The 14154-nt window shown below is 67.9% G+C and carries 12 protein-coding genes; 6 read left to right on the forward strand and 6 right to left on the reverse strand.

Annotation, left to right across the window (positions count from 1 at the left end; genetic code table 11):
- The first annotated feature begins 76 nt into the window (after window positions 1–76).
- Window positions 77–2659, forward strand: coding sequence for an ATP-dependent chaperone ClpB (clpB, locus tag AB0H36_RS01740; RefSeq protein ID WP_360514726.1), 2583 nt, complete (start codon window positions 77–79; stop codon window positions 2657–2659).
- 115 nt (window positions 2660–2774) lie between these two features.
- On the opposite strand, the gene AB0H36_RS01745 is transcribed toward clpB, so the two are convergent.
- Together AB0H36_RS01745 and AB0H36_RS01750 are read right to left on the reverse strand one after the other, a co-directional pair.
- Window positions 2775–3662 carry a hypothetical protein gene (locus tag AB0H36_RS01745; RefSeq protein ID WP_360514729.1) on the reverse strand — a complete coding sequence of 296 codons (888 nt, stop codon included), beginning with the start codon at window positions 3660–3662 and terminating at the stop codon, window positions 2775–2777.
- A gap of 142 nt (window positions 3663–3804) precedes the next feature.
- On the reverse strand, window positions 3805–4308 hold the full coding sequence (locus AB0H36_RS01750; protein WP_360514732.1) for a hypothetical protein: 504 nt from the start codon (window positions 4306–4308) through the stop codon (window positions 3805–3807).
- A gap of 641 nt (window positions 4309–4949) precedes the next feature.
- Between AB0H36_RS01750 and AB0H36_RS01755 the strand changes: the two genes are divergently transcribed.
- Together AB0H36_RS01755 and AB0H36_RS01760 are read left to right on the forward strand one after the other, a co-directional pair.
- Window positions 4950–5459: a hypothetical protein gene (locus tag AB0H36_RS01755; protein WP_360514735.1), complete on the forward strand. Its 510-nt coding sequence runs from the start codon at window positions 4950–4952 to the stop codon at window positions 5457–5459.
- A 226-nt stretch (window positions 5460–5685) separates the two neighbouring features.
- On the forward strand, window positions 5686–6123 hold the full coding sequence (locus AB0H36_RS01760) for a hypothetical protein (RefSeq protein ID WP_360514738.1): 438 nt from the start codon (window positions 5686–5688) through the stop codon (window positions 6121–6123).
- A 133-nt stretch (window positions 6124–6256) separates the two neighbouring features.
- Here AB0H36_RS01760 and AB0H36_RS01765 read toward each other — a convergent pair whose 3' ends face one another.
- The 3 genes from AB0H36_RS01765 to AB0H36_RS01775 form a co-directional block, all read right to left on the reverse strand.
- On the reverse strand, window positions 6257–7408 hold the full coding sequence (locus AB0H36_RS01765) for a pyridoxal phosphate-dependent aminotransferase (RefSeq protein ID WP_360514741.1): 1152 nt from the start codon (window positions 7406–7408) through the stop codon (window positions 6257–6259).
- Between the two features lie 24 nt (window positions 7409–7432).
- Window positions 7433–9391, reverse strand: coding sequence for a glycosyl hydrolase family 28-related protein (locus AB0H36_RS01770; RefSeq protein WP_360514744.1), 1959 nt, complete (start codon window positions 9389–9391; stop codon window positions 7433–7435).
- 97 nt (window positions 9392–9488) lie between these two features.
- A complete protein-coding gene (locus AB0H36_RS01775) occupies window positions 9489–10190 on the reverse strand; it encodes an FCD domain-containing protein (RefSeq protein ID WP_360514747.1) in 702 nt (233 codons plus the stop codon).
- Window positions 10191–10387: 197 nt separating this feature from the next.
- Here AB0H36_RS01775 and AB0H36_RS01780 point away from each other — a divergent pair, with 197 nt between their 5' ends.
- Genes AB0H36_RS01780 through AB0H36_RS01790 form a run of 3 tightly spaced genes read left to right on the forward strand, consistent with a single transcriptional unit; the run spans window position 10388 to window position 13489 of the window.
- Window positions 10388–11701, forward strand: a complete 1314-nt coding sequence (locus tag AB0H36_RS01780; RefSeq protein WP_360514750.1) for a sugar ABC transporter substrate-binding protein — start codon at window positions 10388–10390, stop codon at window positions 11699–11701.
- Between the two features lie 4 nt (window positions 11702–11705).
- A complete protein-coding gene (locus AB0H36_RS01785; RefSeq protein WP_360514753.1) occupies window positions 11706–12656 on the forward strand; it encodes a sugar ABC transporter permease in 951 nt (316 codons plus the stop codon).
- Window positions 12653–13489 (forward strand): carbohydrate ABC transporter permease, encoded by an 837-nt coding sequence (locus tag AB0H36_RS01790; RefSeq protein ID WP_360514756.1) that lies wholly within the window; start codon window positions 12653–12655, stop codon window positions 13487–13489. Before AB0H36_RS01785 ends, AB0H36_RS01790 begins: the two co-directional genes overlap by 4 nt.
- On the opposite strand, the gene AB0H36_RS01795 is transcribed toward AB0H36_RS01790, so the two are convergent.
- Window positions 13447–14118 (reverse strand): pyrimidine 5'-nucleotidase, encoded by a 672-nt coding sequence (locus AB0H36_RS01795; protein ID WP_360514759.1) that lies wholly within the window; start codon window positions 14116–14118, stop codon window positions 13447–13449. The genes AB0H36_RS01790 and AB0H36_RS01795 overlap by 43 nt on opposite strands.
- Between the last annotated feature and the right edge of the window lie 36 nt (window positions 14119–14154).

Consider the following 14154-nt stretch of genomic DNA (forward strand, 5'->3'; position numbering starts at 1 on the left):
TGAGTGGAATGGACTCAAGTTTGGATAGGTTGTACCCAGTGATTGCTGTTGGCTGAGCTTGAAAGGCTGGAACCAGATGGACGTTCAGCGGTTGACGACGCTGGCCCGGGAGACCCTGTCGGTCGCGATCCGTCAGACCTCCGCGGCGGGCAACCCGACCGTGGAGCCCATTCACCTACTGTCCGCGCTGCTCGCGCAGCCGGAGGGGACCACCGTCGGCCTGCTCGAGGCGGCCGGCGCCGACGTCGACGCCGTACGCCGGCGGACCGCCGAGTTCCTGCGCCGGCTGCCTAAGGCGAGCGGCGGCAGCGTGCAGGCGCCGAGCCTGTCGCCGAAGACCACCGACGTGCTGAACCAGGCGGAGCAGCGGGCCCTCGGGCTCGGGGACGAGTACGTCTCCACCGAGCACCTGCTGATCTCGCTCGCGACCGTCGAGGGCAACGCGAAGACCGCGCTCGGCGTGACCGCCGACGCGCTGCTGCAGTCGTTCGACAAGATGCGCGGCAACCGCCGGATCACCTCCCCGGAGGCCGAGGGCACCACCAAGACCCTCGAGAAGTACGGCGTCGACCTGACCGAGCGGGCCAAGGACGGCAAGCTCGACCCGGTGATCGGCCGGGACTCCGAGATCCGGCGGGTGGTCCAGGTGCTGTCCCGTCGTACCAAGAACAACCCGGTTCTGATCGGTGAGCCCGGCGTCGGCAAGACCGCCGTCGTCGAGGGGCTGGCCCAGCGGATCGTGGCCGGTGACGTGCCCGAGTCGCTGCGCGGCCGGCGGCTGATCAGCCTCGACCTCGGCGCGATGGTCGCTGGCGCGAAGTACCGCGGTGAGTTCGAGGAGCGGCTGAAGGCCGTGCTGACCGAGATCAAGGAGTCGGACGGCCAGGTCATCACGTTCATCGACGAGCTGCACACCGTCGTCGGCGCCGGCGCCACCGGTGACAGCTCGATGGACGCGGGCAACATGCTGAAGCCGATGCTGGCCCGCGGCGAGCTGCGGATGATCGGCGCGACCACTCTGGACGAGTACCGGACCCGCATCGAGAAGGACCCGGCGCTGGAGCGCCGCTTCCAGCAGGTGTTCGTCGGCGAGCCGTCGGTCGAGGACTCGATCGCCATCCTGCGCGGCCTGAAGGAGCGCTACGAGGCGCACCACAAGGTCGCCATCTCCGACAGCGCGCTGGTCGCCGCCGCGTCGCTGTCCCACCGCTACATCACCGGTCGCCAGCTGCCGGACAAGGCGATCGACCTGGTCGACGAGGCCGCGTCCCGGCTGCGGATGGAGATCGACTCGTCCCCGGTCGAGATCGACTCGCTGCGCCGTACCGTCGACCGGCTGAAGATGGAGGAGCTCGCGCTGTCCCGCGAGGAGGACCCGTCCAGCCAGGAGCGGCTCGAGCGACTGCGCGCCGATCTGGCCGACCGCGAGGAGGAGCTGCGCGCGCTGGAGGCCCGCTGGGAGCGGGAGAAGTCCGGCCTGAATCGGGTCGGTGAGATCAAGGAGCGGATCGACGAGTTGCGCGGCCAGGCCGAGCGCGCCCAGCGCGACGGCGACCTGGAGACCGCGGCCCGGATCCTGTACGGCGAGATCCCGCAGCTCACCAAGGAGCTGGAGGCGGCCGACGCCGAGCCGGAGGTCACCGAGGGTCCCGACGCGATGGTCAACGAGGAGGTCGGCCCGACCGAGATCGCCGAGGTGATCGCGATGTGGACCGGTATCCCGACCGGCCGGCTGCTCGAGGGCGAGACCGGCAAGCTGCTCCGGATGGAGGACGAGCTGGGTCGCCGGCTGATCGGCCAGCGCGAGGCGGTCAAGGCTGTCAGTGACGCCGTACGCCGGGCTCGCGCCGGGATCTCCGACCCGGACCGGCCGACCGGCAGCTTCCTGTTCCTCGGCCCGACCGGTGTCGGCAAGACCGAGCTGGCGAAGGCTCTCGCGGACTTCCTGTTCGACGACGAGCGCGCCATGGTCCGCATCGACATGTCCGAGTACGGCGAGAAGCACAGCGTCTCGCGGCTCGTCGGCGCCCCGCCCGGCTACGTCGGGTACGAGGAGGGTGGCCAGCTGACCGAGGCCGTCCGGCGGCGCCCGTACTCGGTGATCCTGCTCGACGAGGTGGAGAAGGCGCACCCCGAGGTCTTCGACATCCTGCTGCAGGTGCTGGACGACGGGCGGCTGACCGACGGCCAGGGTCGTACGGTCGACTTCCGCAACGTGATCCTGATCCTGACCAGCAACCTCGGCTCGGCGTACCTGGCCGATATGGCGCTGGACGACAAGGTGAAGCGGGACCAGGTGATGGCGGTCGTGCGGCAGTCGTTCAAGCCGGAGTTCATCAACCGGCTGGACGAGATCGTGCTGTTCGACGCGCTGGGCAGCGAGGAGCTGACCCAGATCGTCGCCCTGCAGATCACCGCGCTGCAGCGCCGGCTGACCGACCGCCGGATCACGCTCGACGTCGAGGACGGCGCGATGGAGTGGCTCGCGATGACCGGCTACGACCCGGTCTACGGTGCCCGGCCCCTCCGCCGCCTCGTGCAGTCCGCGATCGGCGACGAACTGGCCCGCGGCCTGCTGGCCGGCGAGATCCGGGACGGCGACACCGTCCAGGTGATTCTCAACGAGGCCAAGGACGCTCTCGAGGTAGCCCGCGCCTGACACCGTCGGCAGGCGCAGCCGGGCCCGGTTCCCCGACCGGGCCCGGCCGTTGCGTTCTGAGATTCCGGGACGACCGAGCTACAGTACGAGTGGATCGTTCGCGGGCACGGGGATCTCAGCGCGTGTGCGTGGCGATGAAAGCGCCGACGGCACGCCGTAGGGTCGGATCGCCGTCCTGGCCGATCAGGGCGACACCGTGCAAAGCGCCGGGCACGATGTGGAGCGCTTTCTGCGATTTGGTTGCCGCATGCAACAGTCTTCCGGCCGTGCCGAACTCACCGTCGTCTGCTGCTGCGCCATAGAGCACCGGCACGCGGAGCATGCCTGCCGCGGTGCGGGCGTCGATACCGTTGTACTCCGCCGGGGAAGACAGGCTGACCACTGCGGCGACGCGGGGTGTGGTGATGGCAGCGGCGGCCAGTGACGCGTTCGCGCCCATCGAGGCGCCGACGAGGACGACCGCGGCCGCACCCTGCTTGCGTAGATAGCCTGCAGCCGCCGAGACGGACAGACCGAGCGGATTGGCTTGCACGCCTTCGTACTGCACGTAGCCAGATGTCGTCAGGTCGAGGTCGAGTACGAGGTAGCCGGCGCGGGCCAGTTCTCGGGCGTAGGGAAGCCACTGGCACAGGTCCCCGTCGGATTGATGGACAAGGACCACACCGCGCCGCCCACCACCCAGCAAGGCAGCGGTGAGCTGTGCGCCGGAACTCGTTGGAATGACTACGCGGCGTGCCCGGTCGGACGGCTGCAGGCACGCGGCACCGACGGCGGGCAGTGGTGATGGTGGGACCGTCGCCGTGGGCTGACCGCTCGGTGTGATCGGACCGAGCGGTTTGACAGAGGGACTGGGCGAATCGTACGTCGCAGTTGGCGACGGGACCGATGTCGGCGCCGCCGATGGCTCGACCGACTCGCTCGTTTCCGCGTCAGCGCTGCAGCCGGTCAGCCCCACCACAAGGGCCATGAGCAGGCCCAGCGCGGCGACCCGTTTCTGTGACATGGCCCCGAATATAGGGCTGGCACCGGTCAACAACGCGCGTCATCGCGGACAGCACGGCGAGGAAACGGCGAACTGTCCCGGACGCGCGGGATCAGAGCCCAGCGCGACGTGCTCTCCGTCGCGCTGGGCATCGCGCATGCGTTCAGCAGCCGGGCTCCGCAGGGATCAGCAGCGATCCCTCCGCTGGTGCTTCGAAGAACGTGCCCATCAGCACGGTCACCCCGCCAGTGCGGTTGAACGCGGTGTGAACGTGACCGTGGCCGAGGTCGACGAACGCGGTCCCCGCGGGGTACGGACGCTCGACGCAGTCTTCCGAATCGACGTAGACCAGCTCCCCCGCGACGACGTTGACGATCACGGGACCGTAGTGAGTGTGCCAGGGGAACCTCGCACCAGGCTGGATGGTGAACTTCGCTGTCACGGTCCGCGATGGATCCTTCAGGTTCACGACCTTGGTCGACTGGCCGGACAGCTTCACCTTGAACTTCAGATCTACGTTGTCCGTGAATACCGACCGCGGACTCAGGATCTCCGTCGCGATCGGCGGTGGTGGTTCCTGCGCCGCCGACGGCTGCAGGAGGCTTGCGGTGGCCAGCAGCAGAGCGATCAGGCCCGCCCCCACCATGGATAGTCGCTTCTTGCTCATCTGTGCTCCCCTCTCCGATCGGGGAGGGCGCAGCCGACGGCCGACGTGTCCCCCCGGATCGCTTGTGAGCATGGCGAATCCTGCTTCGACGGCACCACCAGCGCGGGGGATTGTCAAGGACGCGGGGCGGTCGCGCGGACGTATCAGCCGGATCGATCAATGTACTCAGCGGAGTGTGCTCAGGTGCTCAACGCTGCGTCGAAGGACTCGGAGCAAGCTTGCCCCGAGCAACGTCAAGTCGCTGGCGTGGGCCAGAACGCAAGAGACTGTTCGACTGTGATCCGTCGCCTTGCGAGCTGGAGCGGTTCTTGTCCGTAGAAGACGCGGACGTGGAGCCTGATGCCGAGGCGTAGCCCTCGAGCGAGTGCCGCACGACGTTCGTGCAGCTACAGCACGTGCTGACGTTCCTCCGTCAACGGATCGGCTCCAAGCAGCGCGACAGGCCTGGGCCCGACATCAGTTGGCTGTAGGTCCGGTTGCCCCTGCGGCCCGCGTCCCCGGCGCGGGGCTGACCGCCGATGACCTGCGCAGCTCGGGGGCCTTCCCCACTCGACATCCGGGTCGTCACCGCGTTCTGAGTGGTGAGGTTTGGCCGATCTGCGAGGATCGGAGTTGATCTGGTGGAAGGAACTCTTCGAGGCATGACCGAGCAGCAGGGCAACAACGCCGGCGACGACCGCCCCGGTCCGTACCAGGGCGTCTTCGGCACACCCGGAGGTCCGCCCGCTCCCGGACCGCAGCCGTCGTACGGCGCTGGACAGAGTCCTTACGCTCAGCAACCAGGCCCGCCGAAGCAGGTGACCATCGCCTCGGTGATCTCGCTGGGCCTCGGTGCCCTGTGCGTCCTCCTTGGCGGCCTGACGCTCACCTCCGCAGGCGAGCAGGTCGCCGAGGTCGTCGCCGGCTCCAAGGACGCGAAGGGCCTGGTCGTCGCGGTCATCCTGGTCTGCGCGGTCGCGTACATCCTCCCGGCCGTCTACATCCGCAAACGCCGCGCTTGGGCGCGCTACATGCTCATCGCCGTCGCCGCGACCGGCATCGCCGGCGGCCTGATGGCCCTTCCCAACAGCATCCTCGGCCTCGCCATCCACGCGACGCTGCTGGTCCTGATGCTCCAGCAACCCACCAAGCTCTGGTTCCACCACCGCTGACCGAAGGACTGCACTCCGTGGAGATCTGGATCAACCCCGCCTGCTCGAAATGCCGAGCCGCCACCAAGGCCCTCGACGAAGCCGGCGTCGCGTCACCGCCGACGACAACACCACAGCAATAGCCAGAGACCCCCAAACCCTCGCCCACTTCCTGCCGAAGTAGCAGAAACCCCACGCCCCGAACCATCTGCCCCGTCAACCCTGTGGATGGACGAAGGCGCAATCGATGAGCGCCGTACGGCTCCACTGGGTGGCTGAGTCCGCCAAGCGGAGGGATCTGATCGCCGAGACCGTCGCCGGGCTGGGGGTCGTGGCCATCGTCGTGGTCGGCTCGCCTGTGCACCGGCTGAAGCAGGAGCGTGCCAGGCGTTGCTGCCTCGAGCGTCTGTTCTACGAGCTGGATCAGCTTGGCGTCAGCGAGATCTGCCTCGAGTCGCGTGCGCCGTCACAGGACAATCGGGATCGCAGCCTGGTCGACAGTGCCCGCGACAAGAGCCTGTTGTCGAGGGGAACCTCGGTCGAGTTCGCGCGACCACTGCAGGAACCGATGCTCTGGCTGCCGGATGCGGTCGCAGGCGCCGTGACGGCGGCCAACCTTGGGGAGCCGAGGTGGCTGCTGGCGTTGTCCGAGATGGTCGTCGTCCATCACATCGCGGTCCGCTAGAAAGCGCGAAAGCTGGGCCCCATCATCCGGTGGGAATCCCAGCTTCACTTCTCGCCAAGCAGCACCTGGCGAGCTACCGCAAGTATGCCACAAGCAACCGGCGGCTGTCCTGCGCCATCCACACACCGGGCCGTCAGAGTTTTTGGAGGCGGGTTAGGGCTTCTTGGAGGATTTCGGGTTGTTTGCAGAAGGCCCAGCGGACCAGGGGGCGGCCGGAGGCGGTGTTGTCGTAGAAGACCTGGTGGGGGATGGCTACGACACCGGTGCGTTCGGGGAGCATGCGGCAGAAGTCGATGCCGTCGGTGTGGCCGAGGGGGCGGATGTCGGTGGTGACGAAGTAGGTGCCTTGCGGGCGGTGGACGCCGAAGCCGAGCTCCTCGAGGCCGTCGCAGAGCAGGTCGCGGCGGGACTGCAGGTCGGCGCGCAGGCCGTCGAAATACTCGTTGCCTAGGGCAAGCGCACCGGCGACGGCGGGCTGGAACGGCGCGCCGGAGGTGAAGGTGAGGAACTGCTTGGCAGTGGTCACTGCGGTCACCACGTCGGGGCTCGCGGTGACCCAGCCGATCTTCCAGCCGGTGACGGCGAACGTCTTGCCGGCGCTGCTGATCGACACGGTGCGTTCGGCCATTCCGTCGTACGACGCCAGCGGGCGGTGCTGGAGTCCGTCGTACGCGAGGTGTTCGTAGACCTCGTCGGTGATGACCACCAGGTCGTGCTCGATCGCGATGCTGCTGATGCCGCGCAGTTCGTCGTCGGTGAGGACGGTGCCGGTCGGGTTGTGCGGCGAGTTGATCAGCAGGACCTTCGTACGCGCGGTGACCGCGGCCCGCAGCTCGTCGAGGTCGAGGCGGAAGTCCGGCGCGCGCAGCGTGACCGGGACGCGGCGGCCGCCGGCGAAGGCGATGCCGGCGGCGTAGGAGTCGTAGTACGGCTCGAGAGCGATCACCTCGTCACCCGGCTCGACGTACGCGAGCAGCGCGGCGGCGACGGCCTCGGTCGCGCCCGTGGTCACCAGGATCTGCGTGTCAGGGTCGTACGACAGGTCGTAGAACCGCTTCTGGTGATCGGCGATCGCTTGCCGCAACGCCGGTACGCCGCGGCCCGGCGGGTACTGGTTCGCGCCGGCCCGGATCGCGCTGATCGCGTCCTCGAGCAGCGAGTCGGGCCCGTCCCGGTCCGGAAACCCCTGCCCGAGGTTGACCGAGTTCGTCGCCACCGCCCGGGCCGACATCTCCGCAAAGATCGTCGTCCCGAGCCCCGTCAACCGCTGAGCGTGTCCGCGCATGCCCCCGACACTAGCGCGACACCATCAGTTCCAGGGAGCAGGCGGCGGGGGCGGTACGACGGCCGGACGGTCCTCGCACCAGGTCGCGCCGGTCCAGCCGCCGTCGTTGCCAGACAGCAGGCGTACCTCGAACTCGGGCGTGCCGTCGAACTGGAACGTGCCGCAGTTGTTGACGAACGGCGCGCCGACGTTGCGGGCGTCGACGTTCTCGAAGGTCGCCCAGCCGCCGACCCGGGCGTTGACCACGTTGGTCCCGGTGCCGTCCACCTTGATGTTGCTCACCGCAACGTTCTCGATCGCGTAGGTGTCCTTCACCGGCCAGTCGACGACGAACAGCATCGCGTTGTACGTCGAGTCCAGGAACGCGCTGTCCCGGATCTCGATCCGCCCGGACATCGTGGACTGCAGCGCGTACAGCCAGATCGCGCCGAGACCGAGGTCCCAGTTCAGGTCCCGCGGTCCGCCGCGCACGGTGGTGTTGCGGGCGAACGTCAGCGTCCCCTCGAACGGCGTCGAGTTGAACCGCGAGCCCGCATGCAGAGTGGAGCCCTCGCGGATCGGATCGGCGACGAGATTGTCGGTGACGGCGTTGTCGCGACCGCCGTAGATGGCGATGTTGTTCGCCAGGACCGGCGTCTGGACGGTGTTGTGGTCGTAGACGTTGTCGTGGTTGACCAGGCCGTCCGGGTTGGCCTCCGACCACATCGCGAGCCCGTCGTCCCCGCTGTTGCGGACGAAGTTGTTCGTCGCCCGGACGTTCGAGACGCCGAGGTGCAGGTTCATCCCGTCGGCGATCGCGTCGGTGATGATGTTGTTCCGGATCAGCAGCCCGTCCATCGGGCCGTCCAGCCAGATGCCGACCTTGGTGCGGTGCAGGTAGAGGCCTTCGATGACCGAGCCACCGCCGATGGCGCCGCCGATCCCGTTCACCTGGTCGGTGTCGATCCGTTCCCGGACGTCGCTCTCGATCGCGAAGTCGGCCAGGTGGACGCGGGTGCTGCCGCCGTCCGCGGCGTACTTGCCGTAGAAGCCGGGTGCGCTGTGCACCGACTTGTCCGGCGCGGGCTCGGGCAGCGGCAGGACCTTGCCCCTGATGATCGTCCACCAGTTGCCGGCGCCGCGGACGGTCACCTGGTCGACCACGATGTGCCGGTTGACCTGGTACGTGCCCGGCGGGATGAACACCGACCACCCGATCTTCTTGGCCGCGGCGATCGTCCGCTCGATCGCGGGCGCGGCGTCGCGCCGCCCGGTCGGGTCGGCGCCGAACCACTGCACCGACAGCGACTTCCGCGGTTGGTGCTTCGGTGCGCCGACCAGTTCGAAGTCGGCGAGGTCGAGCACGTACCAGGCGGCGGGCGTGTTCCGCGGTACGGCGAACCGGACCCGGTCGCCGGCCTGGTAGGTCCGGCCGAGCAGCAGGCGTTGCTCGTCGTAGAAGTGGTTCGGCCGGAACGGCTTCGCGACCGGGTCCGGCTCGGGCTTCCACCAGCCGGGGATCGGGTCGACGTTCGGGTCGTTCGAGAACGGATACATGCCGTACAGCCAGGCGTACTCCGATGTCAGCGTCATCGTCTGCCGGTGCTTGCCGTTCACGGTCACGTCGAGCGGAGCCTGGATCCCGCCGCCGGCGGGCGCGTCCGGGATGCTGTAGCGCAGGGTCAAGGCGTTGGCCGGCTCGGTCAGCGTGAACTCGACGTACTGCGTCGAGGTCAGTCGTACGGCGGTCCGTCCGGAAGCCTCGGCGGGGAGCGTGTAGGCCTCGCGACTCGGGCCGAGCTTCTCGCCGGTGTGGAAGGCGTTCTCGGCTTCCTGCTCGACGAAGGCGGCGTCCGCGCCGCGACCGGCGACCAAGGCGGGATCGAGTCCGGCGCGGGTGATCCGTGGGGCCGGGCGACTTGCCTCAGCGGGGGTGACGAGAACGGCTCCGAGCAAGGCGGTGGTCAGGACGACGGCGACGGCACGTAGGCGTGATCGGGACATTGGCGGATCCCCTCCAGACGAACAACCGGCGCCTGGAGGTTATGCAGAGGGACAGCACTGCGCAAGATCTCGACAGTCTTGAGAAAATTCGTGCCAGTCAGCTCGTGGGTTCGACCTGTGGTTCGGGGCGGAGGGCTCGGAGCCAGAGCTCGGTCTGGGCGATGTGGGCGGAGGCGGCGGTGGCTGCGGCCGCCGGGTCCCGACGGGCGATGGCGGCCAGGATCGCGCGGTGGCCGCGGTCGCTGGTCTGCTTGATCGCGTCGAAGTCCGCGCCCGGCTCGAAGATGCGGTAGTGGCCGCCGCGACCCCGGATCACGCCGGTCAGGGCGGTGACGGTCGGGTTGCCGCCGGCCGTGCAGATCGCGCCGTGGAACTCGGCATCCAGGATCTGGATCTCGGTGGCGTCCGTGGTCGCCTCCAGCTTGTCCAGGATGTCGCTCAGTCGCCGTTCCAGGTCCGGGTCCTGGCGGGCGGCGGCCGCCGCGGTGGCGTGCGCCTCGAGCACTCGCCGTACCTCCATCAGCTCGAGCACGCCCTCGAGCGGGATCAGCTCGACCGAGAGTGAGAACCGGCTGATGATCTCGGCCGGGTCGAGCGCCGACACGTACGTCCCGGAGCCGTGCCGGGACTCGATCACGCCGAGCGCGGCCAGCGACCGGACCGCCTCGCGCAGCGAGCTGCGGGACACGCCGAGGTGGTCGCACAGCTCGGGCTCCGGCGGGAACTTGGCGCCCGGCCCGAGCTCGCCGGACGCGATCATCTGGCGCAGGCCGGCCAGGGCCTTGTCCGTGGCTGCCATCTGCCACCTCCTCGGGTCTCCACCTAAAAGAGTAAGTCCTCAGACCACTCGTGGTCACATTCTCGCCAACATCTTGTCGTTCCCGCGTGCCGGTCGCTAGGGTGCAGGAACGGTCGACCGATTCATCAGATGTCAGGCCAAAATCATCTGATGCCCTCCAGTCATCCCCTGGCCCACATCCCCTGAGGAGACGTGCCATGCCCCACCGGCCACGCACGATGTTCGCACCGCTCGCCGCCGCGGCGACGGCCGCCGCGCTGCTGCTCACCGCCTGCGGTCCCGGCCCCGCCGAGAAGGCCGACGGCCAGGTCACGCTGCAGATGGTCGAGAGCCTGACCAACCCGACCCGGACCACGCTGCTGAAGAAGCTGATCGCCGACTTCGAGGCGAAGAACTCCGGGATCAAGGTGCAGCTGATCTCGCCGCCGACCAACCAGGCGGACCAAAAGATCCAGCAGATGCTGCAGTCCGGCAAGGGTGTCGACGTACTCGAGGTGCGGGACACCACGGTCGGGCCGTTCTCGACCAACAAGTGGATCTACGACATGGCGCCCGACCTGAAGGGCTGGGACGGCCTGCAGGCACTCACCCCGAACGCGCTCAAGGTCGCCCAGGAGGGCGGCAAGTCGTACATGGTCCCGTACGGCTTCTACGGCCTGTCGCTGTTCTACCGCAAGGACCTGGTCCAGCAGGCCGGGTTCGGCGGCGCGCCGAAGAGCTGGGCCGAGCTGGTCGAGCAGGCGAAGAAGATCAACAACCCGTCCAAGAACGTCTACGGGTACTCGTTCCGCGGTGGCCTCGGCGCCGGCGGCAACGCGATCGCGGTCATCTCCGGCTACGTGATCGACGACATCAACCGGGACAACGCGTTCAAGCTGACCAACGGCAAGACGATCTTCTCGTCGCCGAAGGCGGTCGACGCGCTCAACCTGTACGTCGACCTGTTCAAGAACGCTGCCCCGCCGTCCTCGGTCAGCTGGGGCTACCCGGAGATGGTGCAGGGCTTCACCTCCGGTACGACGGGCTTCCTGCTGCAGGACCCCGAAGTCATTGCGACCGTCAAGCAGTCCAAGACGATCAAAGAAGACCAGTGGGGTACGGCGCCGCTGCCCGTCGGACCGACCGGGAAGGCGGCTCAACCGCTGGCGAACGCAGGCTGGGGTGTCGCGCAGGGCAGCACGCACAAGAAGGAGGCGGTCGAACTGGTGAAGTTCCTGACCTCCGGCGACTCCGCGATGACGTTCTCGAAGGAGAACAGCCTGGTGCCGATCCTGAAGTCGGCGGCCGACGACCCGTTCTTCAAGGACGGCCCATGGGCGTCGTACGTGGCGATGAACGAGTCGCCGGACACCTACGTCGTGGTGACGCAGCCGCGCGGCGTGCCGTGGTCGACGGAGTGGGGCAACAAGGCCGATGCCGACGTACAGAAGCTGATCACCGGGAAGGCCCAGCCGGCCGAGATCCTGAAGAGCTGGGACGAGTACTGGACGAAGAAGTGGGCCGGGAACTGAGCAGATGGCTTTGACGGAAACTGACCGGCCGGCTGTGCAGCCACCCGCGACCAGGCGGCCGGTCAGCAGGAAGCGGTTCACCGGGCGGACCGCGCTGGTGCTGTTCGCCTTCATGCTGCCCGCGCTGGTGTTCGTCGGGTTGTTCACCTACTACCCGCTGCTGAGCGGGATCCAGATGGCGTTCCGGAACTACAACCTGAACGACCTTTCGGACACGTCGTGGGTCGGCCTGGACAACTTCCGGACGCTGCTGGACGACGAGATGTTCCGCGGCACGGTGCAGAACTCAGTCGTCTGGGTGGTCGGCTCGCTGGTCCCGCAGTTCCTGATCGGCTTCACGATGGCGCTCTGGCTGCGCCGGAAGTTCCGGTTCCGCGGGACGTACCAGGCGCTGGTGTTCTTCCCGTGGGCGGTGTCCGGGTTCCTGATCGGCATCCTGTTCCGCTGGATGTTCAACGGCGAGTTCGGCGTGGTCAACGACCTGCTGATGAAGACGCACCTGATCGACACCCCGGTGCCGTGGCTGGCCGACGCCCGGTACGCGATGTTCGCGGTCATCGTCGCGAACGTCTGGTACGGCGTGACGTTCTTCGCGATCATGATCCTCGCGGCCCTGCAGTCGGTGCCGGAGGAGTTGTACGAGGCGGCCGCGATCGACGGCGCCGGCAAGGTCCGGACGCTGTTCAGCATCACCATTCCGTCGATCCGGACGACGCTGGCGCTGACCGTGCTGCTGCGGGTGATCTGGATCTTCAACTCACCCGAGCTGATCTTCGGCATGACCGGCGGCGGCCCCGCGAACGAGACGCACATCGTGACGTCGTACATGATCCAGGTGACCCAGGAGGGTGACTACGGACGCGCCTCGGCGATGGGCGTGATGGTCGTGTTCGTGCTGCTGCTGTTCGCCGTCTTCTACCTGATGGCGATCCGGCCCAGGAAGGCACTCAGATGATCCGCTCCGAAACCCTGGCCGGCCGGATCGTGAAGTTCGGCGGGCTCGGGATCTGCCTGCTCTTCACGGTGTTCCCGCTGTACTGGATCCTGATCACGTCGTTCAAGGACCCGGGCACGATCTTCGCCTACCCGTTGAGGTACTGGCCGAGCGCCTGGTCGCTGGAGAACTACCGCGGCCTGTTCGGCACGTCGAACTTCGGGGTCTTCGTCGGCAACAGCCTGATCGTGTCCACGGTCGCCGCCGCGCTGGCCACGGTGGTCTCACTGCTGTCGGCGTACGTGCTGGCGCGGTTCGAGTTCGTCTCCAAGGGCGCGGTGATGGGCGCGTTCCTGGTGACGCAGATGATCCCCGGGTTCATCGCGCTCGGCTCGCTCTACATCCTGATGACCCGGATGTACCTGGTCGACAACCGCTGGGGCCTGGTCCTGGTGTACGTCGCGATGTCGATCCCGCTGTGCACCGTGATGCTGCGCGGGTTCTTCGAGAACGTGCCGGCCTCGCTGGAGGAGGCCGCGATGGTAGACGGGTGCTCGCGGCTGTCCGCGTTGTTCCGGGTGCTGGTGCCGGTGATGACGCCGGGGATCGCGGCGTCGTACATCTTCAACTTCGTGAACTGCTGGAACGAGCTGTTCCTGTCGGTGACGCTGCTGAACAGCGACAGCAACAAGACGATCCCGGCGGCGCTGAACGGGTTCATCAGCAGTTACAACATCGACTGGGGCTCGATGTCGGCGGCCGCCGTACTGAGCATCGTGCCGACGATGATCCTGTTCGCCGTCGCCAGCCGCTACATCGTGGAGGGCCTGACCGCGGGCGCCGTCAAGGAGTGAAGGAAGGCCGCCAACTCGCTGACCCGCCAGTGCCGCGGGCTGATCTCCTCGTACGGCGTACCGACCGCACCGTCGACCAGGATCGTCGCCATGCCCCGGGCCCGCGGAACCTCGAGGTTGACCGGGAGATCGTCGAACATGGCGGCGCGCCCCGGATCGACGGTGAAGCGGGCCAGAAAGGCGTCGAAGCTCTCCTCGTACGGCTTCGGGATCAGGTCGCCGGCGAGGATGTCGAATATGCCGTCGAAGCAGGCGGTCAGGCCGAGCTGCCGGAGCGCCTGCTCGGCGTGGTACGACGAGCCGTTCGTGTAGACGTACCGGCGTCCCGGGAGCGCGCTGAGCGCCTTGGCGAGGGTCGGGTCCGGGCTGAGCACGGTGTAGTCGATCCGCCGCTCGAAGCTGAGGAACTCGTGCGGGTCGATGTCCCGCGTCGTCATCGCGCCGCGCAGCGACGTGCCGTACTGCGCGACCAGCTCGGCCTGGATCCGCCGGGCGCCGGCCACGTCGGTGCCGTAGAACTCGGCCACCGACGACAGGATGCCGTGCGTGACCTGCTCGGCCAGCGCCGAGCCCGCCGGGTAGAGCGTGTTGTCGAGATCCAGCACCCAGGTGTCGATGTCCGCCAGCACCCGTCCAGAGTAGTGACAGACTGGGAACTGTCATCG

The organism is Kribbella sp. NPDC050820, assembly GCF_040653975.1.
Classification (GTDB): domain Bacteria; phylum Actinomycetota; class Actinomycetes; order Propionibacteriales; family Kribbellaceae; genus Kribbella.